The sequence below is a fragment of the Clostridium caldaquaticum genome, assembly GCF_023806125.1.
Taxonomy (GTDB): Bacteria; Bacillota; Clostridia; order Clostridiales; family Clostridiaceae; genus Clostridium_AT; species Clostridium_AT caldaquaticum.
On sequence record NZ_JAMSKT010000004.1, the window covers coordinates 117,796 to 142,014 of the forward strand.

General features: G+C 32.8%; 21 protein-coding genes. 2 read left to right on the top strand and 19 right to left on the bottom strand.

Features of this window, described 5'->3' with window-relative positions:
• Positions 1–256 precede the first annotated feature (256 nt).
• Together M2651_RS03780 and M2651_RS03785 are read right to left on the bottom strand one after the other, a co-directional pair.
• Positions 257–3,745 carry a DNA polymerase III subunit alpha gene (locus M2651_RS03780; RefSeq protein WP_252131007.1) on the bottom strand — a complete coding sequence of 1,163 codons (3,489 nt, stop codon included), beginning with the start codon at positions 3,743–3,745 and terminating at the stop codon, positions 257–259.
• Positions 3,746–3,888: 143 nt separating this feature from the next.
• Positions 3,889–4,179: a Dabb family protein gene (locus M2651_RS03785; RefSeq protein ID WP_252131008.1), complete on the bottom strand. Its 291-nt coding sequence runs from the start codon at positions 4,177–4,179 to the stop codon at positions 3,889–3,891.
• Between the two features lie 123 nt (positions 4,180–4,302).
• Here M2651_RS03785 and M2651_RS03790 point away from each other — a divergent pair, with 123 nt between their 5' ends.
• Positions 4,303–4,845 carry a chromate transporter gene (locus tag M2651_RS03790; RefSeq protein ID WP_252131009.1) on the top strand — a complete coding sequence of 181 codons (543 nt, stop codon included), beginning with the start codon at positions 4,303–4,305 and terminating at the stop codon, positions 4,843–4,845.
• Positions 4,842–5,360: a chromate transporter gene (locus M2651_RS03795; RefSeq protein ID WP_252131010.1), complete on the top strand. Its 519-nt coding sequence runs from the start codon at positions 4,842–4,844 to the stop codon at positions 5,358–5,360. The genes M2651_RS03790 and M2651_RS03795 overlap by 4 nt, the downstream gene beginning before the upstream one ends.
• A gap of 45 nt (positions 5,361–5,405) precedes the next feature.
• Here M2651_RS03795 and M2651_RS03800 read toward each other — a convergent pair whose 3' ends face one another.
• The 17 genes from M2651_RS03800 to M2651_RS03880 all read right to left on the bottom strand — a co-directional run bounded on the left by M2651_RS03800 (position 5,406) and on the right by M2651_RS03880 (position 24,098).
• Positions 5,406–5,549, bottom strand: a complete 144-nt coding sequence (locus M2651_RS03800; RefSeq protein ID WP_252131011.1) for a hypothetical protein — start codon at positions 5,547–5,549, stop codon at positions 5,406–5,408.
• 111 nt (positions 5,550–5,660) lie between these two features.
• On the bottom strand, positions 5,661–6,917 hold the full coding sequence (locus M2651_RS03805) for a zinc-binding dehydrogenase (protein WP_252131012.1): 1,257 nt from the start codon (positions 6,915–6,917) through the stop codon (positions 5,661–5,663).
• A gap of 30 nt (positions 6,918–6,947) precedes the next feature.
• Positions 6,948–8,369, bottom strand: a complete 1,422-nt coding sequence (locus tag M2651_RS03810; RefSeq protein ID WP_252131013.1) for a PTS mannitol transporter subunit IIBC — start codon at positions 8,367–8,369, stop codon at positions 6,948–6,950.
• Positions 8,370–8,373: 4 nt separating this feature from the next.
• Complete coding sequence (locus M2651_RS03815) at positions 8,374–9,126, bottom strand: nucleoside/nucleotide kinase family protein (protein WP_252131014.1); 753 nt, start codon at positions 9,124–9,126, stop codon at positions 8,374–8,376.
• Entirely contained in the window at positions 9,123–9,548 is a 426-nt protein-coding gene (locus M2651_RS03820) for a PTS sugar transporter subunit IIA (RefSeq protein ID WP_252131015.1), read from the bottom strand. Before M2651_RS03820 ends, M2651_RS03815 begins: the two co-directional genes overlap by 4 nt.
• Before the next feature lie 19 nt (positions 9,549–9,567).
• The gene (locus M2651_RS03825) at positions 9,568–11,592 is read right to left on the bottom strand and encodes a BglG family transcription antiterminator (RefSeq protein ID WP_252131016.1); all 2,025 of its coding nucleotides are present in this window, start codon (positions 11,590–11,592) and stop codon (positions 9,568–9,570) included.
• 309 nt (positions 11,593–11,901) lie between these two features.
• The gene (locus M2651_RS03830; protein WP_252131017.1) at positions 11,902–13,209 is read right to left on the bottom strand and encodes a DRTGG domain-containing protein; all 1,308 of its coding nucleotides are present in this window, start codon (positions 13,207–13,209) and stop codon (positions 11,902–11,904) included.
• A gap of 6 nt (positions 13,210–13,215) precedes the next feature.
• On the bottom strand, positions 13,216–14,169 hold the full coding sequence (whiA, locus tag M2651_RS03835; RefSeq protein ID WP_252131018.1) for a DNA-binding protein WhiA: 954 nt from the start codon (positions 14,167–14,169) through the stop codon (positions 13,216–13,218).
• Positions 14,170–14,182: 13 nt separating this feature from the next.
• Complete coding sequence (yvcK, locus tag M2651_RS03840; protein WP_252131019.1) at positions 14,183–15,523, bottom strand: uridine diphosphate-N-acetylglucosamine-binding protein YvcK; 1,341 nt, start codon at positions 15,521–15,523, stop codon at positions 14,183–14,185.
• The gene (gene rapZ, locus M2651_RS03845) at positions 15,520–16,404 is read right to left on the bottom strand and encodes an RNase adapter RapZ (protein ID WP_252131020.1); all 885 of its coding nucleotides are present in this window, start codon (positions 16,402–16,404) and stop codon (positions 15,520–15,522) included. The genes yvcK and rapZ overlap by 4 nt, the downstream gene beginning before the upstream one ends.
• A gap of 173 nt (positions 16,405–16,577) precedes the next feature.
• Positions 16,578–17,498 (bottom strand): UDP-N-acetylmuramate dehydrogenase, encoded by a 921-nt coding sequence (gene murB, locus M2651_RS03850; protein WP_252131021.1) that lies wholly within the window; start codon positions 17,496–17,498, stop codon positions 16,578–16,580.
• A gap of 59 nt (positions 17,499–17,557) precedes the next feature.
• Positions 17,558–18,298 (bottom strand): phosphatase, encoded by a 741-nt coding sequence (locus M2651_RS03855; RefSeq protein WP_252131022.1) that lies wholly within the window; start codon positions 18,296–18,298, stop codon positions 17,558–17,560.
• A gap of 15 nt (positions 18,299–18,313) precedes the next feature.
• Positions 18,314–20,179, bottom strand: a complete 1,866-nt coding sequence (gene uvrC, locus M2651_RS03860; RefSeq protein WP_252131023.1) for an excinuclease ABC subunit UvrC — start codon at positions 20,177–20,179, stop codon at positions 18,314–18,316.
• 83 nt (positions 20,180–20,262) lie between these two features.
• Entirely contained in the window at positions 20,263–20,865 is a 603-nt protein-coding gene (locus M2651_RS03865; protein WP_252131024.1) for a metal-dependent hydrolase, read from the bottom strand.
• A 148-nt stretch (positions 20,866–21,013) separates the two neighbouring features.
• Positions 21,014–22,447 (bottom strand): peptidoglycan D,D-transpeptidase FtsI family protein, encoded by a 1,434-nt coding sequence (locus M2651_RS03870; protein WP_252131025.1) that lies wholly within the window; start codon positions 22,445–22,447, stop codon positions 21,014–21,016.
• Positions 22,448–22,451: 4 nt separating this feature from the next.
• Positions 22,452–23,654: an FtsW/RodA/SpoVE family cell cycle protein gene (locus M2651_RS03875; protein WP_252131026.1), complete on the bottom strand. Its 1,203-nt coding sequence runs from the start codon at positions 23,652–23,654 to the stop codon at positions 22,452–22,454.
• 9 nt (positions 23,655–23,663) lie between these two features.
• Positions 23,664–24,098: an FHA domain-containing protein gene (locus M2651_RS03880; RefSeq protein WP_252131027.1), complete on the bottom strand. Its 435-nt coding sequence runs from the start codon at positions 24,096–24,098 to the stop codon at positions 23,664–23,666.
• Between the last annotated feature and the right edge of the window lie 121 nt (positions 24,099–24,219).

A 24,219-nucleotide genomic window follows, 5' to 3' on the forward strand; every position in this document is an offset into this window, starting at 1 on the left:
TGTCCCATGAAGGTTACGAAAATTATAGTGATATTCCACTTTAATTCTAATCTAATATAATGTAATTTGCAATAAATTTCGACATAATACTGTTCAAAACTTTTTTTACTTTACTTGATTAGTAAATTTGTAAATATGAATTTCTAAAACCTGATATAGTCTAGTAAAATAATAATTTAACCAGCCAATTATTTTTATTTAAATAATTAAGATTTTATTTTACTAGACCATTATCAACCTTTAAGCTTTATATAAACTATTGTACCTTTACATTTGCTTCCCCAAATTGATTTTTTAAGAAAGAAAGAATCTCATCACTTGGCTTAATCCAATATTCTCTATCCAGCCTGAACTTATATCTTTCTTTTCTTGTACATATGTACACAGGCTGATTTCCTTTATGTTTAACCAATTCATTTTTTATTCTATCAAAGGCTTCTTTTCTTAGTTTATCTTCTTCTATTAAAATATATACCTTATCGTTATTTATCTTTATTAAAGGTTCTATGTTTTCACATAATATTTTGGGCTGTTCCTCTTCTCTGATACTTACTCTTCCTTTTACTATCACTACACTATCTTCAACTATGTGAGCTTTACAGTTTTGAAGCACCTTAGGAAAAATTATTACCTCTATGCCTCCATACATATCTTCAAGCCTTACAAAAGCCATCATATCATTGTTTCTTGTAACTTTTTTATTCACCTCTGATATAATTCCGCCTATAATAACTCTATCTCCATCCTTTATTTTTGAAGTTTCCTGAAGTTCTCCCTCTTCAAGAGTTTCACTTACTACAATATCAGATATTCTAGTATTTGTCTGAAACTTAAGAGTTTCTTCATACTCTTCAAGCGGATGCCCTGACAAATAAAGACCTGTCATTTCTTTTTCCATAGCTAAAAGATACTTTTTTTCAAATTCTTTTATTTTTGGATATTTAATCTCAAATATATCTTCATCTGCACTAAAGTCTTTAAAAAGACTTAACTGGCCTTGAATATTTCTCTTTCTCTCACTGTGCATTCCTTCTAATAACTTTTCATACACAGCAAGCATTTGAGAGCGATAAACCTTGAAACAATCAAAGGCTCCAGCTTTAATAAGACTTTCAATAGCCCGTTTATTAACTATAGATACATCTATTTTATTATAAAAATCGCTTAAATTCTTAAACTTGCCTTTTTCTTCTCTGGACTTTACTATGCTTTCAATTACATTTACACCTGCGTTTTTAATAGCTGCTAACCCAAACCTTATTTTACCATTTTTAACTGTAAACTTACTGTAACTTTCATTAATATCAGGAGGAAGTACCTCAATACCTGATTCATTAGCAAATCTGATGTAGAAGGCTATCTTTTCATTATTTCCCATTACGCTGTTCAGCATTGCTGCTATGTATTCCGTGGAGTAGTATCGCATAAGGTATGCTGTTTGGAATGCAACTACTGCATAAGCTGCCGCATGACTTTTATTAAAGGCATAAGAAGCAAAATCCATCATCTGGTCAAATATCTTATTTGCCGCAGCCTCACTAATGCCATTTCTTATACAGCCTGGTACTTCTATGTTTCCATCTTTATCTGCAATACCATATATAAAATTTTTTCTTTCCTGCTCCATTACGCTATGCTTTTTCTTCGACATGGCACGACGAACTAAGTCTGCACGTCCCATAGAATACCCTGCCAACTTTCTAACTATTTCCATAACCTGTTCCTGATATACCATAACCCCGTATGTTACATTAAGTATAGCTTCAAGTTCAGGAGTTTCATAATGTATCTTTTCAGGGTTTCTTTTACCCTCTATATATCTTGGTATTTCCGCCATAGGACCAGGTCTGTAAAGACTTATACCTGCTATTATATCTTCAAGATTATCAGGATTCAGGTCTTTCATAAAGGAAGTCATACCTGGTGATTCTAACTGGAATATACCTACCGTTTTACCTTCTCCAATCATCTTGTAGACTTCTTTATCTTCATAATTTATCTTATCTAAGTCTATATCAACTCCTTTTCCTGACTTAACCATATCAACTGCATCTCTCATAACAGTTAAGGTTCTAAGACCAAGAAAATCCATTTTAAGAAGTCCAAGTTCTTCAAGTGTTCCCATAGTAAACTGCGTTACTATATTACCTTCATTTTTTTGCATAGGAACATAATTAACTAAAGGCTGAGAAGCTATAACAACTCCTGCAGCATGAGTTCCAGAATGTCTTGGAAGACCCTCTAAGGCTTTTGCTACATCTATAAGTTCTTTAACTCTCTGCTCATTGTCATAAGCACTCTTAAGTTCTGGATTTATATTTAAGGCTTTGTCTATAGTAATTCCAAGCATTGCAGGAATCATCTTTGCAATTCTGTCTACTTCAGCATAAGAATAATTCATTGCTCTTCCTACATCTCTTATACAGGCTCTGGCTGCCAAAGTTCCAAAGGTTATTATCTGTGATACATTTTCTATTCCATATTTTTCTACTACATAGTCAATTACTTCTTGACGACGTTCATAGCAAAAGTCACTATCGATATCCGGCATAGATATACGTTCTGGATTTAAAAATCTCTCAAAAAGCAAACCATACCTAAGAGGGTCAATTTTAGTAATTCCAAGAGTATACGCAACTAAAGAACCTGCAGCTGACCCCCTTCCAGCTCCAGTAGCTATCTTACTTTCCCTTGCAAACCTTATAAAATCCCAAACTATAAGAAAGTAATCCACATAGCCCATGTTCCTAATTACTCCAAGCTCATACTCTAGTCTGTCTGTAAGGTTCTTCGTAACTTCCTTATACCTTTCCTTAAGCCCTTCGTAACAAGTTTTTCTAAGGTAATCAAAAGGTTCTACACCCTCTGGCAGAGGAAACTTAGGCAGCTTAGATACGTGGAATTCATAATCAAAATTACACTGCTCCGCTATTTTAACCGTATTTTTTAAAGCCTCTGGAATATATGAAAATAGTTCATACATTTCTTCTGGAGATTTTAAATAAAACTCACTTGAAGGATATCTCATCCTGTTTTCTTCATCAATAGTTTTACCTGTCTGAACACAAAGAAGGATATCGTGAGCCTTTGAATCTTCCCTTTTTATGTAGTGTACATCATTAGTACATATCAAAGGAATTTCAAGTTCTTTAGATAAGCTTATAAGTTCCTCATTTACTTTAAGCTGCTCTTCCATTCCATGATTTTGAAGTTCTAAATAAAAACCATCTTTAAATATGTCCTTATACAAAAGAGCAATTTCTACTGCTTTTTTTCTATTTCCATTTAATAGATTTGCTTGAACCTCTCCTCCAAGACATGCACTGGAAGCTATTATACCTTCACTATGCTTTCTTAAATAGTCATGGTCAACCCTTGGCTTGTAGTAAAAACCATCTATAGACGCCTTTGAAACTATCTTCATAAGGTTTTTATATCCAATTTCATTTTTAACTAGCAAAACTAAGTGATATATATCATTATCCTTGTTGTTTGTTTTATCATACATAGATTTTGCCGCCACATATATTTCGCATCCAATTATAGGTTTTATTCCCTGCTCTTTCGCAGCCTTGTAAAAATCAACACAGCCGTACATTGCACCGTGGTCTGTTATAGCAATACTTTTCATTCCAAGCTCTTTTACTCTTGCAATCATATCAGAAATTTTACCAGAACCATCTAAAAGACTATATTCTGTATGTACATGCAAATGAACAAACTCTCCATTAAAGTCAGTTGACAAATTTTCACTTCCTTTCTTTTACGGTTAGTTTATTACTATAATTTTATATTTATGGAGTATTTTTTTCAACTAATATTAAATGGAAACAAAAAGGACACTGTCCGTAAACAGTATCCCTGCACTTATTAAATACCTGCCTTCATCTAATCTTCATAATCTACCGCTGCAGAAGCTTTAAGCATTGGTCTTAAATTTTTAAGTACTTCATTAACATGGAATGGATGAACCTGATATGCGTCCATATCATTTTTACATTCAAATCTTGTAATAAGAACTAAATCATAAGAACGTTCAGTATGTAAAATATCTGCTCCTACCTCAAGATATTTCAACTGAGGTATATTCCCTTCCATACCAAGCAATATAGTTTTAGCTTTCTCCACATTTAATGGTGTTGGATCATTTAATTTAAAGAATACTACATGTGTAAACATTTAATTACCTCCTCCTTATTATTGCTTTAATTAATTTTACCAAAATAATCCCTGATACTCTATATAATTATGTTATAATAATATTGCATATATATCCAGTTTATTAAAATGGAGGCATTGAAAATGAAAAAATACTTTGAAATGTTCTATTCTTTTTTTAAGATAGGTGCTTTTACTATCGGAGGCGGCTATGCCATGATTCCTTTAATCGAAAAAGAAATAGTAGATAAAAATAAGTGGATAAACCGAGAAGATTTTCTTGATATGCTTGCACTTGCACAATCTGCTCCAGGACCTATAGCAATTAATACCGCAGTATTTGCAGGCTATAAAATGGCTGGAATACCTGGAATGATATTTACAGTTTTAGGTTCGGTTCTTCCTTCCTTGCTTATAATTTTAATAATAGCTTCCTTTTTTGTTGGAATAAAAGACAATGCTGCAGTTGAAAGAGTTTTTAAGGGTATAAGACCTGCAGTAGTAGCACTTATAGCAGCTCCTATTTTAAGGTTTGGAAAGGCTGCGAAAATTAACAAAAAAACTATAATCATACCTGTCGCAGTTGCTGCACTTGTAGCCTTTGTAAATGTTACACCCGTCATAATAATAATTGCAGCTGTAGCTTTAGGAGTACTATATGGAAGAAATAAGGGAGATGTAAAATGATTATTTTAGATATATTTATAACTTTTTTTAAAATCGGTTTGTTCAGCTTTGGTGGAGGCTATGCCATGCTTCCTCTTATCCAGCGAGAAGTAGTAAATATACATAATTGGGTAAGTACTAAAGAATTTATAGATATTGTAGCTATCTCTCAGATTACTCCTGGCCCCATAGCTATAAATTCAGCCACCTATATCGGTTATAAAACCGCTGGAATAATCGGCTCAATAGTTGCAACTTTAGGTGTTATTACTCCATCTATTATAATTATGATTATAATATCCACATTCTTCATTAAGTTTAAAAATAACAAAAATGTAGAATATGCTTTTCTTGGATTAAGACCAGCAACTGTTGGATTAATTGCTGCTGCTGCAATTTTAGTGGCCTATGATTCTTTCATAGACTATAAAAGTGTACTGATATTCCTTGCAGCCTTTATTGCTTCATTTAAATACAAGCTGGATCCTATACTTTTATCTGTTTTAGCCGGCATTGCTGGATATTTATTATATTAAAATGCAGAATATAGAATTAACATTCTATATTCTGCATTTTACATTTTAAAAAGTTTCTTCTGGTTTTACATTATCATTTTTTCTGCTGGCAGCTGCCTTTTCAGCATAGTGTGCTATCTCACCATTATCTTTCATTATGAGGCCTACTGCTTTTCTTTGAGTGTTTGTTAATTTTGTTCTATTCCTCACAAGCTTCACTCCTCTCTGTATATAAAACAACTTTAGTAAAAAACTTACTTATACAGAAATATGGTTTCCTGTGAATTAATATTTATTCTATATTACTGATACATAAAATCATTACAGAACTCCATTTGACTCCAGCAGAAACTTCTCTGCTTCTTCACACCAAACATTGTTGTTTTTCTTGCATATTTCAGCTAATCTTTTGTAGAACTCGTTATTTTCACCTAACTTTTCAAAATCATCAATCGCCGTTAATTCCATTTCTATATGAGGATAAATTAACTTCTTTCCTCCTGGAATATTAGGAAGATTTCTTATAGTGTCTGGAACTGCATTCAGTCCACCCACATGAGTTATCATATAAGAAGGATTAATCAAACCCTTTTCCGATAACTCTATAGCTTCAAGCATATCATCAGTTGATCCACCTGAAGTTCCAACAATGTGAGTTCCTTCATAGTGAACCTTGTAGAAATTAAGTGGAACCTTAAAATTATTATCTGTTGGTCCAGCAAAGAAGTTTAAGCATCCATCATTACCTAATATATCATCAGCAGTTTCTATTAACCCCTTAACAGCAGCAAATACAAATACATCATCATAGCCCTTACCGCCTGACAATTTCATAAGCTCGCTTACTGCATCCATATTTTTAGTATTAATATATATTAATTCAACACCCTTTTCTCTGGCATCTTCAACTTTTATAAGACTTGATGCTCTTTTTAATCTAGCTTCATCAATATCTGTAACTACAACCATCTTTGGTTTTATAGGACCATTGACAGCATATTCTATAGCTCCTAGACCCATAGGACCAGCACATCCAAGAAGTGCAGCTTTTCCACCTTCCTTTATTCCCATATCATATTTATAAACATATTGTTTTGTATGGTAGCTGGCGTGAAAAGCTCCTATTATACATGACATAGGCTCTGCTAAAGATGCATTGGCAAAATATGTTCCGTTAAGTGGAAGTACACACCCCAAATCAATAGCTATTTTAGGAATTATGCAATAGGTAGCATCTCCTCCAAAATACTCATAGCTGTATCCTGCTGAATAGCCTGACTCAAGCCCCATTGCTGGCTGCAGTACAAATCTTTCACCTTCTGTAAATTTATTTTTTAAGTTGCTGCCTACCTTTTCTATAATCCCTGCAAATTCATGTCCTACAATGGCTGGATGCTCTGATACATTATTAGGAACTCTTTTATGTTCCTCTCCTCTTTTTAATGCCTTATAGGTTGATAGACAAACACTATCTGAAACTACCTTTACCAATAGTTCATCCTCAGTTATTTCGGGCAGTTCAAATTCTCTTATATATATTTTATTTTTACCAGCTAACACTGCAGCCCTAGTCTTCATAAGCCAACATCTCCTTACTGCCTATACATTTTATTTACGTGCAATCAATTCTGCAAGCAATTCATCTATGTTGCTGTCTTTTATAAAGTTTTCAATTGTAACTATACGTTTGTCTGGCCATGTCAACCTAGTTCTATCTAGCAAGCTCTTATGAGTTACAATTACATCAGCTTCCTGAGGAACTTTTTCAATAGCATAGTTTTTAACTGCTACTGAAAGCCCTTCTTTTTCTACTCTCTTTTTAAATGCATTAGCTCCCATTGCACTACTTCCAAGACCTGCATCACAAGCAAATACAACTAGTTTTATTGGTGCATTATTATGTTGTAATACAGAGTTTAATAAGTCCTTACCCTCTTGTTTCATTTCCTTTGATTTTTTGACTGTTTGTTCAAAGTCCTCCTCTTCTTTAGAAGATTTTAATATAAAGGACGTTATTGCAAAACTTACTGCTGCAGCTACTAATACTCCAGCAATTACTCCTATGAAATTTCCTTTTGGTGTTAATGCTAGATATGCAAATATTGATCCTGGACTTGGTCCTGCGACTAAACCTGCATTAAAAATACTAAAGGTTAATATACCTGAAGCACTGCCAAGTATCATACTTATGATCAATATTGGTTTCATTAATACATATGGGAAGTATATTTCATGTATACCGCCTAAGAAATGAATTATTATAGCTCCTGGGGCTGTTTTCTTAGATGCACCTTTTCCAAATAAGGAGTATGCAAGTAATAATCCTAAGCCTGCTCCTGGGTTTGAAGCTACCATAAAGTATATTGACTTCCCAGCCTTTAAAGCAGCCTGCATTCCTAATGGATAATAAATACCCTGGTCAATTACATTATTTAAGAATAATACCTTTGCTGGTTCGTTAATAAGTGATAAAATAGGTAAAAATCCTGTTTTAATTAAGCCTTCTATAAGTACAGTTACTGCCTTATTAGCCTGTAATATTACTGGGCCTATTAATGAGTAAGAAAATAAACTAAGCAGTAATCCCAGTATACCTAAGGAAAAATTATTTATAACCATTTCAAATCCAACTGGTATCTTATTTTCAATAAGTGAATCAAATTTTTTTACTGCGTATGCACTGAAAGGTCCCATCACCATTGCCCCTAAAAACATCGGTATATCTGAACCAATTATTAATCCAAATGTACCAATAACGCCAGCTACTCCTCCTCTTTCACCAGCTACAAGCTTACCACCTGTATAAGCAAGTAAAAGGGGAAGCATATAAGTTATCATAGGTCCTACTAATTTTCCAAAATATTCATTAGGAACCCATCCAGTAGGTATGAATAATGCCGTTATAAATCCCCATGCAATAAATGCCCCCATATTGGGAATAACCATTCCTGTAAGAAATCCACCAAAAGCTTGAACTTTCGATCTCATGTTTTTCTTTTGAACTGAATTTAATTGTTTACGAATTTCCATAAATTTACCCCCTTATTTTATACTTTCCATTGCTTAATAGTTCTAGCTGTAAATCAGCATTTAAACTATTATTAAGTACTCTTTTCACATTTTTGCTGTCGCTTTGTTCATAAAAATTAGTTGCCGCTTCCTCCGATAATCCCCCCTTTATTTTTCGCTGTATTAGTCTATCTCTTAGCATTGCTTCATCAGCTTTTATAAAAATACTATAATCACAATAATCCTTTAATTCCCTCCATCCATCTTCATTTAATAAGAGCCAATTTCCCTCAATTAGTACAATATCTTTAGTAACCAGTATTTTGTCTTCCACAACATCATGTAAGCTCCTATCATAAATCGGCCAATTAACACTTTCATTTTTTAAAACTTTTATTTTTGATTTTAACTTACTTAAATTGAAAGTTTCTGGACATCCTTTGACTTCTATCATAGGTACTTCTTTTTCATCAATAATTATTTTGTGATTTTTAATATACTCTTGATCATAGTGAAATCCATCAATTCCAATAGATTGTATCTCCATAGTATTTTCGATGTTTTTAGAAATAATTTCTAAAAACGCAGCTAAAGTACTTTTACCAACTCCGGGTGATGCTGCTAAATAAACCAAAAGCCTTCCATTTTTTCTTTTTTTCATATTTGTCAATCTTTTTAATAATGGAATAAATATATTTGTTATATCTTCTTCATAATAATTTGCATTTACCTCGAAGGAGTTAACTAAAACCTTAAATGATTTAATTTTATCGATCATATACACTGAAGCACCTCTTCTTTAGATTTTGATGAAAATAATTTTTTAATAGCCTCTTCTTCCATAAGTAAATTAGTTAGCTCAGATATTAATTCTAAATGTACTTCAGAATCGTTTGCAGCTAAAACAATAATTAACTCTATTTCTTTATCTTCTGGAAATTTAACACTCTTTAATAATTTTAAAAGCGACATACCTGTTTTTATCACTCCATGTTCTGGTCTAGAGTGTGGTATAGCAAGACCTGGCATAATAACTATATAAGGACCGTTATTTACTACATTCTGTAACATTGCACTAATATATTCTTCTTTTATATATCCCTTTTCCTTTAATGGAGCAGCAGCAATTTTAATTGCTTCTTCCCAACTTGCTGCTTCCTCAACCACATTTATATTGTTTGTTAACATTTCTTTCAACATATTGTCTATCTCCTATTGCTTATAAATTTTTAATTTGTTCTGAAAGGTATTCTTTCAATACCCTTTCTACGTAACTTTTTACAGCTTGTTTATTCCCAGTTTTTATATCATCTAAAAACAATTCATCATCAAATAAAGCACTGCTTATACTTGAAATAGCCAGCACTCTCCTAGGATCGTCCTCTGGTATCAGCATTACTACTACCGCCTTTGATCTGGAAAAATATTTATCTTCAAAGTGAGTTAACTCTGGTTTTATTAATATAAATTTAGATGCCTCTACTCCTTTTGTCTTTGCATGTAAAAGTACAAATTCAAACTCTGGTATAACTTGAGTAGCTAACTCCTCTCTTTTTTTCAAATCATTGTATATATAATTTTTACTTTCTTCACTTTCTCCTATTATTTCACTTACAAAAACCATAATTTCATCAATTTTGATATATGAATTTACAATATATAAATCAAAACTTTTAATAATAGAGCTTATTTCTTTAGTTATTAACCCTATTTCCTGAATTCTATTAAGAATATCCGCTTTTTCAATACCTTTATCTTGCACTATATTTTTAGATATATTTTCTATTTCCTTAGAAATTAACAATACATCTTCCTCTGTAAGCATTGGATTTACCTTAATATAACTGTACCTAGGAGTATTTATATCAAAAGTAGATATCAATATCTCAACATCTTCTATCCTATTAGATGATAAATCGCTTATAGAAAGAGTTTTTACCCTTACTTTATCATAAAAAATATGAGATATCCTTGAAGATAATAAAGCAGATATTCCTATTCCACTAGAACAAATTACACCCACATTTACTTTTCTAATAAACTTATAGTTCCTTTTCAGCCTTACTTCAGCTCCTCCAAAATGTACTGCTAAAAGCCCTAACTCTTGTTCTGGAACTTTAAGCTTAAATTTATCTTCAATTACTTTTGCAGCTCTCTGAGCTTTTTCGTATACATTAGGGTATAAACTTTTTATCTCATTTTGAAATGGATTTTGAATCTCGATTTCATGCTGCAAACGTATAATTGTAGGTCTAACATGTGCTATTAATCCTCTTATAAAATCTGTATCCTGTTTAAGCTGATAAGCTATAGTACTATCATACTGTTGAATCATTTCATACACCATATACCTTATATCAGGTTCTATATCGATAACATCTTCATTCTCATTAATATGTTGTAATTTAGCACCTTTAATATATATATACAAATCTATTATTTCCGTAGTAGTGTATTCCGCTTTAAACTGTTCACCAAGTAATGAAACCAGTTCTATTACAAACTCATAATCTTTAATGTTTTGTCCTGTTAAGTTTATGTTTTTTTCTCTTGTGTTTTTCTTTCCATTTAATATTCGTTTTGTCATTATTGACAAATATACTATGAGTTCTGTATAAGAACTTTCAGCCATTCCACTTAATCTACTGCTTTTAACCTGTTTTATTGAATTGATTACTTTACTTACAATACTGGCTTCTATTAAATCAGATAATCTATTAAGTGGATCTTCCGTATTTTGGTATACATATCTCATGCATGCTTTTCTATAATCTTCTTCTTTATAATCCAGATAAATTCCAAGTCCAGATTTTCTAACTAAATTTATATTATTTTTTAGAAACCACTCCTCTATATTATCTAAATCATTATTAATTGTTGCTTCGCTAACCTTTAAAAGGCTTGAGTAATAATATATCTTTTGTGGTTCTTCTTGCTTTAATAATTCTAGAATAATACGATTATGACGTCCTTCTTTATTTTTCGGATCACTATATTCCAATTTATTTAATTCATCCAGTAGTCTATTTTTATTTGACTCACTCCCTTTAATACTGATGCCTTTTTTAGACTTTGTCTCTAATTTAAGGTCGTATTCTTTTAAACAGTTATCTGCATTTTCTAATTCTCTAAATATAGTTCTTTTACTTATCTGCATATTTTCAGCAAGAATAACAGCAGGAATAGGTTTATCTGAACTAAGCAAAAGAAATAAAATTTGAATTAATCTTGCTGAGAACTTCATAACCTCACCCCTTTCATGTTAAAATTATACTATGTAATCGATTTATCACTCAACTAAAAGAAAATCATAATTGTCTTCATTAAAAATTGACAAAATTATCATATATATTATTTATCCTAATAATAACTGATAATTTTAATTTTTAAGGTAAGATACTGTTAATACCATTTGTTAAATCACCTTATTCGGCACTAGGCATAATTGTCATTATGCAATAATGACAATTATGAGGAATACCGCAAAAAAGCGTCACATATGAGCCATATAAAAATATGACTCATATGTGACGCCCTTTAATTATGACACATCTTACTTCCTCAGCACCTTGGCAGAAAGCAAAGTCTTTCCTGCTAATTCTTTTTTATTGTCATACATAGTTATTTCAACTTTACAGAAGTTTCGTCCCATATCTATAACCTCTGCAAATATTTCAATATGGCTGTCTATTTGCACTGGCTTCATAAAGTATGTAGAAATGCTGTCTACAGATATATTAATATTGTTTCTCTGCCTAAGAGTCATAATGCCCATAGTTGAAAGCAGCATATTCATAGAACTCCATGAAGCTGTACCTATAGGATCTAACATTTCTGGAATAATCTTTCCCCAGAAATGCATCTTGTCCTCATTATTATCAAATTCAAAATTTTTAAGAACTAAATCCTCTATTGTTTCACCTATTTGAGGCTGCCTGGATATATACTGAAGAGCCTTTATAACATCATGTCTGCTCACAACCCCCACAAGTTTTCTTCCATCAACAACAGGACACATTTCAATACCTTCCCAGCCCATAATATGAGCAGTATATGCTGCAGTAGTCTTTGGAGTAACTGTTATAATATCCTTAGTCATATATTTGCTTATAGGCTCATCATCATCCATAGCTTCAATAGACATATCCTTTAATGTAATTATACCTACTACCCTCATCTCATTATCGACAACAGGATAACGCTCATGCTTGGTTTCACTCATAAGTCCTTTCCAATGAGCCACAATATCAGTATCTCTTAAATAAACCGGTTCTGTAATCATAATATCTTCAACTAATATAATATCCTTTTTAATAAGATTTTCTGACATTGCCTTATTTATCATGCTTGCAGTGGTAAAAGTATCATAAGTAGAAGAAATTATTGGAAGACCTTTTTCATTTGCAAGCCGTTTTATCTCTTCACTACAGCCAAATCCCCCTGTTATAAGTACTGCACACTCATTCATAAGTGCTAATCTCTGAATCTCTTCTCTATTACCAACAAGTACAAGACAATTAGGACTTATATACTTCATAAAAGCATCCATAGTCATAGCACCTATAATAAACTTGCTCAAAGCTTTATGAACCCCATCTTTCCCTCCTAGAAGAGTGCCATCAACTATATTTACTACCTCTGCAAAAGTAAGAGCTTCTATACTTTTCTTTTCAACCTTTTCTATTCTCACAGTACCAACTCTAGGTATAGTTGTAACTATACCCATAGCATCGCAATCCTTAATGGCTCTGTATGCAGTACCATCACTAACCCCCAAATCACCAGCTATACTTCTTACAGAAATCTTAGTGCCGACTTCTAAAGACAGTATATACTTAATGATATCCTCATGCTTTGACATATAAAACTACCTTCCCTCTTTCCTTAATTCCTCTGCGATTTTTTCTATTTTTCTAAGTCTATGATTTACCCCTGATTTACCTACGGGAGGATTTAAAAGTTCTCCAAGTTCCTTTAAAGATTCATCTGGATAAGCAAGTCTTACCTCTGCAATTTCTCTTAAATTTTTAGGAAGTCTCTGAAGCCCTATTTCTTTTTGAATAAGCTTAATGCTTTCAACCTGCCTTACAGCAGCATTTACAGTTTTGCTAAGATTAGCTGTTTCACAGTTTACAAGCCTGTTAACATTATTTCTCATTTCCTTCATAATTCTTACATTTTCAAGCTCTAAAAGAGAAGTGTGTGCTCCAATTATATTTAAAAGATCTATTATCTGCTCTCCCTCTTTTATATAAACTATAAAACTTCCTTTTCTTTGTATAACTTTAGAAACAAGTCCAAAAGTATTTATTAAACTGCTAAGCTGTTCTGCATATTCACTGTTATGAGTTACAAACTCAAGATGATAAGTTTTTTCCGGATTGCTAACACTCCCGCCTCCTAAAAATGCTCCTCTAATATAGGCCTTTTTGTTTTCTTCGGTCTCTATAAGCTTACCTGGTATTCCATAATCTAATGACAAAATCCCTTCACTGCTCTTTAAAACTCCCACCTCTTTTAGAAGACTTCTAACACCCATATCCTCAGTTATAACAACCATATATATATTATTTCTTTTAAAAGAATTATTTTTTTTCACTAATAGCTTAGTGTGAATATTAAAATACTGCTTTAACATCTTAAATATTCTTCTTGCAATAGACGGATTTTCAGTAGTTACTCTAAAGCTGAGCTGTTTATTAGAGCCTAAGGATAAAGTGCCGCTGACCTTCATTATAGCTGCAAGCTCTGCTTTAGCTTCATCTCTTGTTAGTTCGCCTATTCTGCAAGCCTCGCTTTTTACTTTGGCTGAAAATGACATAATCTTTCCCTCTCTATGACTTTTTAGTTTCTTTTCTTTCCTTAAGCCTTTCTGATAAATAAAAGTATTCTATTATCTTCTTTCTATCAAATAGAAGCTTCTTTTCCATAATAGTCTCAATTAATATTGCAGCAAGTTTTTCAGAATCGTGTCTTACAAATCCATTTTTTATCTTAACAAAATTACCTTCAATAACTTTAACATTCATATCTTCAACTTGTTTTTTATTTATATCAACAAGCTTCTGACCATCTTGTAAATACTTTTCTTCTAATTTCTTGTCAATTTTTCCTGAATTTACAATGACATAATCTACTATCTCTTCACCACCATGCTTGAAAATAGCTTTTAGGTGATCTTCAACTCCAAAGTTATCTGTTTCTCCTGGTTGAGTCATTATATTTGACACATAAATTTTCAAAGCTTTTGTTCTGCGAAGTGTAACTGAAATATCTTGAACCAATAGATTAGGTATAATACTGGTATAAAGACTTCCAGGTCCAAGTATTATAGCATCAGCTTCTCTTATTGCTATAACCGCTTCTCTAAGAGCATTTGCATTTGGAGGCTCTAAAAACACCTTATCAATAGGGCTTTTGTTTTCAAAAACTCCTTCCGCAATTTTAGATTCCCCCTCTACAATAGCTCCATTTTTCAGCTTAGCCTTAAGAATTACATTATCTAAAGTAACTGGTAAAACCTTACCTGTTACCGCAAGTACTGAACTCATTTTCTGAACTGCTTCTTCAAAGTTTGAAGAAATACCATCCATAGCAGCAAGAAAAAGGTTGCCAAAACTTTGATTTTCTAGTCTTCCACCTTTAAATCTATACTGTAAAAGTTCCTCCATAAGAGGCTCAGTATCTGCTAGAGCCAGTATACAATTTCTTATATCCCCAGGAGGAAGTATTCCTAAATCTTCTCTTAAATCTCCTGACCCCCCTCCATCATCTGCAACAGTTACTATAGCTGTAATATTTGAAGTGTAATGCTTTAAACCCCTAAGCATAGTTGAAAGACCAGTACCTCCACCTATAACTACTACCTTAGGTCCTTTAACTAATAATCTCTTTTCATAAATTAAACTTTCCAGCTTTCTAGAATCCAAAGAAACATTAATATATCCTTTGTTTATTAAAAATATAAAAGATCTCATTCCCTGGGTAACAGCTAAATATAATATAAACAAGCCTACAGTGATAAGAAATACATAAAAGGCGATATAATAGCCGCTGTAAAATCTATGCTGTATCCACTCTACAAGCCCAAAAGCTATCATTAATATTCCCAGGATTCCAAGCATAATCCAGCGCTTAACCTTAATTCCTGGTTTTAACCAGTCAATAAATCTCATAGCTTTAACCCACCCTTATTTATATCCTCATCAATATCTCTATGGTCAATAGTTACCTTATGCCCTCGGCTCTTCAGTCTTTCATAAACTTCATTAGCAATAGCTACAGACCTATGTCTGCCTCCTGTGCAGCCAATAGATATGATAAGCTGCCTTTTTCCCTCTTTAAGATAATGTGGAATTAAAAATTCAGCCATATTCTCAAGCTTATCTACAAAAGTTCTTGTCTCTTCAAAACTGAAAACATAATCTCTAACTGGCTTGTCATTTCCTGAAAAAGGCTTTAATTCTGGTATATAGAAAGGATTTGTAATAAATCTTACATCAAAAACCAAATCTGAATCAACTGGTATACCATATTTGAATCCGAAGGACAATACAGTTATCATAAGCTCATTTTCAACCTGCCCTTCTTCAGAATATATTGATGTGAGCTTATCTCTAAGTTCTCTTGTAGACAGCTTTGTTGTATCTATAATATTATTAGCCCTGTCCTTAAGCTCTTTAAGCCTGTTTCTCTCCATAGTGATACCATTTAGTATTCTACCTTCTGGAGCTAAAGGATGCTTTCTTCTGGATTCTTTAAACCGCTTTATAAGTGTTTCATCCTTAGCATCTAAAAATAGTATTTCGTAATTAAAATTCTGCTCTTTTAAGTAGTTAAGACTCTCAAATAAATTATCAAAGAACTTTCCGCCTCGTATATCTATAACTAAAGCTATTTTATCTATCTTACCATCTGTTTGATAACAAGCCTCTGCAAATTTAGGAATTAAAGTTGCCGGCAGATTATCTACACAAAAATAACCTAAATCCTCCAAACACCTTATAGCTTGAGTTTTTCCCGCACCTGACAGTCCTGTAATTATAACAAATCTCATAGTTTACCTCCTTGAGATTAATATATATTGTATATCTATAATTAAAAATAAAGATTATTAGTACAGTTTTATTTTATAATTATAACACAAAAAATATTATGGTTAAAATAATTATATTATTAAAATATTAGACACGGAGACTTTCCCCGTGTCTAAATTTTACAGATTTCCTTTCATTTTGTTTCTTCCCCGATAATTCTTACCTCTGGATGAAGGTCTACATTAAATCTTTCCTTTACAGTAGCTTGTATATACTCAATTAAATTCAATATATCCTTAGCTGTAGCGTTTTCTTTATTTATGACAAAGCCTGCATGTTTGTCTGATATTTGTGCTCCTCCCAGCTTATAACCTTTAAGTGCACAATCTTCTATAAGCTTCCCTGTAAAATGTCCTTCCGGACGCTTAAAAGTGCTTCCTGCAGAAGGATATTCTAAAGGCTGCTTTTCCTCTCTTCTTCTGGTTAAATCATCAATTCTTTCCTTTATTTTGCTATAATCACCTTTACTTAATTCAAAGGTTACTTCAAGCACAGTATAGCCATATTTTTGTACTGCACTCATTCTATAGCCAAGCTCTAACTGTTCTTTATTTAATGTTATTAAATTCCCTTCTTTATCAGCTACAAGTGCACTTTGAATTACCTGACTAATCTCTCCATTGTAAGCTCCTGCATTCATTGTAACGGCTCCTCCAACAGTTCCAGGTATACCGCAGGCAAATTCAAAGCCTGTTAGACTGTTTTTAAGTGCTGCATCAGAAACCTTGCACAGTTCTGCTCCACACTGTACTATAATTTTATTATTATCAACTTTTATATTATCAAGCTTTGTAAGCTTTATTACTACACCTCTGAATCCTCCATCTTTAACTAGCAGATTAGAACCTTTACCCACTATGTAATAAGGTACATTTTTATCATTACACAGCTTAATTATCTTAACTACCTCATCATAATTTTCAGGAGTAACCAATATATCTGCTGGACCTCCAACCTTAAATGAAGTATGATTTTTCATCGGTTCATCAATTACTACATCCTCTGATGATAAGATATTATAAAGCTCACTGCTAAAATTTTTATATCGATTCATCATAAATCTCCTTGACACTATTAATGATACATATTTTAGTATAATGTATAGTATATGCTTTAATCAAGCTTTAGGTCAGCTAATTTTCCCTTTTTTTTCAAGTATTTTAAAATTCTATCTTTTTGTGTATTTATTATAAGCTCTTCAGGCATGCCAACTTCAGCAAGCATTTTATGTGCATCATCAAACCTTCCAACTTGAAAACAGGAATGAGCGTCACTTCCTATAACTATTTTAACTCCATATTCCTTGCACAGTTTTGCTACCCTAGTGCAGGTTTTTATACTGCCTTCTCTTGCTCCCCCCTTCATAAGAGAACTATTATTGATTTCAATAAGTACATTTTTCTCTTTTGCTGCTCTCACAACTTTTTCCTCATCTATTGGAAATACTGGATTGCCACAATGTCCTATAATATCAACATAAGGATTTTCCATAGCACCAATCAGTGCTTTTGTGTTTCCTTCCTTGCTTCCTGGTCTTATGCATACATCATGGAGGCTAGCTATTATTATATCCAAATTCTTCTGAATTTTATCAGGTATGTCTAAATTCCCCTGAAAATCTATAATATTAGCTTCACAGCCTCTAAGGACAGTTACTCCATTAATCTCTCTAGGCAATACTTTAATATTTGCAAAATAATATTTATGAGGCCCTCCAGGCATATCTGGTCCATGATCTGTAGTAGCTATAAGTTCAATTCCATTTTGAGAAGCTTCCTTTATATTTTCTAGCAATGTATTATAAGCATGACCACTGGAAATTGTATGTGTATGGGTATCTACAACGTATTTCATTTTTTCTCTCCTTTGCTACTTTGATTTATTAAAGTAATCAATTATATTTTTTGCTGCCTTTCTATCTATAGATGGTGTCTCTATAAGTGCTTCAAAACTTGCATTTTTAATATTTTCAATGCTTCCAAACTTAGTCAGCAATTCTTTTCTTCTTTTTTCACCAATGCCTGGGATGTCCTCAAGAACAGAATGAAGCACTCTCTTATCTCTTAAGCTTCGGTGATAAGTTATGGCAAATCTGTGCACTTCATCCTGTATTCTTGTTATAAGATGCATTACATTAGAATTTTGCCTAATAAACATCTCATTATTATTATATATAAGTCCTCTAGTATTGTGCTTATCATCCTTAACCATACCGCAGACAGGTATTTCTATGTTAAGCTCTTTTAAAACCTCCAAAGCTACATTTACCTGACCTTTTCCTCCATCCATAAGGATTAAATCAGGAAACACACAAAATTTACCTGCACTTAGCTCCAAGTTTCTCTCTCTGATCTTTTCCAACTCCTCAAGTCCATGCTTAAAACGCCTGGTCAAAATTTCTCTCATGCTGTCATAATCATTTGCTCCAAGCACCGTTTTAATTTTAAATCTTCTATAATCACTATTTTTAGCTTTGCCGCCTTCAAACACTACCATACTTCCTACAGAGTCTACCCCTTGAATATTTGAAATATCATAAGCTTCGATTCTGTTAGGCAGCTCCTCAAGCTCCAAAAGCTCTGCCAGTTCTTTAAGCGAAACTTTATGAAGCTCCTTATCAGCCTTAAGCTTAGCTTTAAACTGCTCCATTATAAGCTTTGCATTTTTAGTTACCATATCTAAAAGCTCTTTTTTATCTCCTCTTTGCGGAATCTTAATCCATACTTTTGATTCCCTCTTCATAGTAAGCCACTGCTCCAGTAGTTCTGAATCCTCTATTTCAGGTACGTATATATTCTTTGGAATAAAGGCTGTACCTCCATAAAATTCCTTAATAAAATCGGATATTATTTCCCCTTTTTCAATTCCTGAAGTATTATCAAGCATATAATGCTCTCTTCCTACCACTTTTCCATCTCTTAAGAAAAACACCATAGCACAGGTGTCTACTTCATCGCTGTATATGCTTATAAAGTCCTCATCTTCAAAGTTGCCTATTATAATTTTCTGCTTTTCTACAATCTTTTCTACAGCTAAAATTTTATCTCTAAAAGCTGCTGCTTTTTCAAACTCCAAATTCTCTGCTGACTTTTCCATTTGAGCCTTTAAATCTTTTACTATTTGTCTATCCTTACCAGATAACAAGTCAATGATATTTTGAACAGTACTTCCATATTCCTCTTTAGATGCAAACCCTGCACAAGGAGCACTGCAAAGCCCTATATGATAATTAAGACAAGGTCTTGCCTTATTTTCTCCTTCTTTTATAGACAGCTTGCAGGTTCTAAGTGGAAATACCTTTTTAATTAAATCCAAGGTTTCATATACAGCACCATAGTCTGTATAAGGTCCAAAATATTTTGCCCCATCTTTAGCATGTATTCTAGTCATAAATACTCTTGGAAAATCTTCATTAGTTGTAACCTTTATAAAAGGATAATGCTTATCATCCTTAAGCAAAATATTATATCTTGGTCTATATTTTTTTATAAGGTTGCACTCAAGTATAAGCGCTTCCATCTCTGAATCCGTAACTATATATTCAAATTCAGCTATGTTTTTAACCATAGCCTTGACTTTTTCTGAATGGTTCTTTGAGCTTTGAAAATACTGTCTTACTCTGTTTTTAAGTATTTTAGCCTTTCCAACGTATATTACTTCGCCTAAGGAATTTTTCATAAGATAAACTCCTGGTTTGTCCGGAAGTATCTTTAATTGATATTCGAAATCAAACAACTTCTTCACCACCTTTATTTTATCAAGGTGACAAAGGGACATTTCATTTACCCTAAGTCCCATTACTGCATCCTTGTAACCTTTTAAGACATTACTGGCAGCTTGTAAATTATGTAGATTAACCCAGCTGCTATTAAAACTAGTTCAATAAAATTTCCAAACTTAGAACCTACCCTGTAAGTAAATGGGAATTTTACCTTTTTATTTTTAAAAGGATAAAAAAGAGGCACTCCTCTGTTTGTTGACATATCACATAATAGATGTAAGCTATATCCTATAATAAAATAATAAGTAATATTTTTCAAATTATATTTATTTCCTATATATCCAACTATAAAACTAAATGTAATCATTCCAAGCAAACTATGAGTAAGACCATTTCTATGAGAAGACAGTCCTACTGTAATTAGTGTTATGCCTAGAGCTTTATAAGCCGGCTCATTAGCATAAAGGTAATCAAAGTACAAAACAATTATACCACTACAAAAATATAATGTAACTTTTGCTCCATTATTTTTAAAAGGTAATATATACCTGTTCATTATGCTCTTTGGGTGGTCAATATCAGGAAGCAGTGAAGCTAAAATCACTACTCCCATTCCCATATAACTGAACCCATCTGGCAATTTATTGCTAAGAGCTACAAAAGCTGCTAATCCTACTCCTGCATGTGTCTTTCCATTCATAAAACTCTCCTTATATAAAATACAATTAAATGCTAATATTTTAAAGTGTTCTTCTAAAAAAATTAAAAAAAGCCAGGTATCGTCAAAATGTTACACGTACCTGACTTTATTATATCATAGAAACATATGTTCATGTATATAAAAATGCTTATTTTTTCAACGCCTCTTTCATTATCTTGCCTGCTATTGTTGCTGCAGCCTTTCCTCCTGTTCCACCTTCTTCTACAATAACAGCCACAGCTACCTGTGGATTTTCATAAGGGGCAAAACCTATAAACCAAGAGTGTGGAACTTCATCTATTCCTGGTATATCATCATGGTCTGCGGTTCCTGTTTTACCGGCTACACTTATACCTGAAATTGCCGCTGCCTTGCCAGTTCCACTTGTTACAACTTCTCTCATGGCTTCTTTTATAATTGCTGCATTTTCCTTTGAGATTATATTCCCTATACTTTCAGGTTTAATATCTTTAACTACCTTTCCTTTATCATCTAATATCTGACTTACTATTGACGGCTTCATCATAACACCATCATTGGCAATAGTTCCTGCAGTAAGAACCATTTCCATAGGAGTAACCAGCACTCCAGCCTGGCCTATTGCACTTTGAGCTATATTCCCTTTTTCATTGCTTTTATAAGTTGGAAACCTGCTATTTTCAATTGTTATTCCATTAGCTGGAATATCTTTATTAAAGAAAAATTTTTCTGCAGTAGCTTTAAGCTTGTCATTTCCAAGCTCTATACCTAAACTTCCAAAGTATACATTACTGGATTTATAAATTGCCTTATCTAAAGATATATTCCCATAGGCTGTTCCATTATAATTGCTTAAAGATTCATTTGCATTGAACACAAGCTTTCCTTCGTCCTTAAATTTTCTATCTTTTAATCCTTGTATATTCTCTAATCCACTTACAGCAGTAATTATCTTAAATACGGAACCTGGAGGATATAAACCAGCAGTAGCTCTGTTAAGTAATGGAAATTGAGATTCTGATTTTTGCAATTTTTCCCAGTTTCTGCTTAAATTATTAGGATCGAAGGAAGGCTTGGATACCATAGCTAAAATTTCTCCTGTTTTAGGATTTAATGCTACGACAGCTCCTCTTTCAATGCCAAGAAGCTCATAAGCAAGCTTTTGCACATCAGAATCAAGAGTTGTTTTTATACTTTTTCCTACTCTCTCTTCTTTTTTATCCTTGCTTTTTATAAGGCTAGATAAATCTATTCCGCCAAGCCCCATAAGCTCCGCGTCATATTTTCTTTCAAGACCTGTCAAACCATATTTTTCATCGATATACCCTAAAGCATGGGCAAAAACTTCTCCTGCAGTATAAACCCTCTTTTGAGTTTCTGCATTTACTCTCTCGCTTTTAGTAAGAGCTGTCATATTTCTATCATAAATTGTTCCTCTTAACACTTCATTTCTTATAACCAAAAGCCTTCTATTATAAGGACTTTTAGCTACCGCATCCGCCTTATATAAAATAAAATAGGCTATATATGACATAATCACAACAAAGCACAATAAAAATACTACAAATACCTTTTTTATGTTAGTTGAAATATCTCTCTCCATAACCCTAACTCTCTCCTTCCGATATCTTCTGTACAACTCCTAGAGAGCAAAAGGTAATAAGCATAGAGGTTCCTCCTTGACTTATAAGAGGCAGTGTAATACCTGTAAGAGGAACTAAATTTATAACCCCTCCAAGTATTACCAATGCTTGAGAAGCAAGAATGGCACTGTATCCTACTGCAACTAATCTAGAGAAATTATCCTGAACATAAACTGCTGCTCTCATGCATCTATAAAAGAGAAGAAAGTAAATTATTATTATGCCAAGACCTGCAATTATTCCTAATTCTTCACAGATTACCGTGAAAATAAAGTCTGATATGCTTACCGGAACATAATTAGGATATCCAAAGCCAAGACCTCTCCCAAATAGTCCTCCCCAAGCTATGGCAATAAGAGATTGAACTATCTGATGTCCGTCGCCTGTAGGGTCAGCCCACGGATTCTGCCAAATATCTACCCTTACCCTTACATGACCGAAAAGCTTATAGCTTATATAACCTCCAATTATAAAAAGACCTAAGCAGGTTATAACATATTTAAATTTTGAAGTAGCTATATAAAGTATAGTTACAGAAAGGGCAAAAACAATAAGTGCTGTACCCAAATCTCTTTGAAGAACCATAAAGCCAAGACAAACCATAACCACTATGGCAGGCTCTATTAAAGCTTTGAAATCTTCATAATCCTTTAAAGCAGCAGCAAGATAAGCAACTAAAAAAAGCTTTCCAAATTCCGAGGGCTGAAAACTGAAACCTCCTACTCTGACCCAATTTTTTGCTCCAAATTCTACTTTACCAAACAGCAAAGCCATTGACATAAATATTATAGTAAAAACAAGATAAACATACTTATATCTTTGAAAACTTTTTAAATCTGGAAACAAAACTATAATAACTATAAAGGCTGAAACGCCTAGAGCAAACCACATTACCTGCCTTAAAGCCAGCATGTAATTTATTCTATAAATGAAAGTTAAACCTATAACAGATAAAACACTGGCAAGTATTAGTATATACTTATCTCCATCAGGGTAAAATCGTCTAATAATAAATTGTGAGTAGGAAATCAAAACTATTATAATTCCTGCCACAAGCAAAGCCCCTTTATCAAAGGGCTGCTTAAGCAGTGCAAGATTTGCAAAGCTTATTATACAAAGCAAATAAGTGTATTTTATTAACTTTTTTTCATCTCTTATACTATCCACTAGCTTCACCTATCCTATAACCTTAAATAGTGCGCTGCCTATTTCTATTTCATCGCCGATTTTTAATATAGCTCTGCCATCTAATCTCTTGTCATTCAATTTGGTGCCGTTTGTACTGCCTAAATCCTCTAGCATATAGTCTGTATTTTTAAGAAATATTCTAGCATGATTTCCAGAAACAAACTGATCCTCCAGTATTAAATTATTAGTATTTTTTCTCCCTATGGTAAGTTCACCCTTAACAGGAATAATTACTCCTTCTTTTAAATGATGGTTTTCTCCTGGTTCTATAACTTCAAGACCAAAGGATTTCTTTTTTACAGGCCTTCTCCTGCCTCCACTTTTAATATCCTTATACATTATTCTAAGAGCCAAAAATATAATTATATAAATTATACCTATTATGGCAAATCTAAAAATGGTGGTCAACTTACTAAAGTCCAATTAACTCCACTACCCTTCCTTATAGTCTCAATATGTTTCAAAATACTGCTGAAAGGAGCATAACATTTTAACAGGCACATTTCAACATTATTTTAAAACATAACTTAAAGCTTAAAGACTA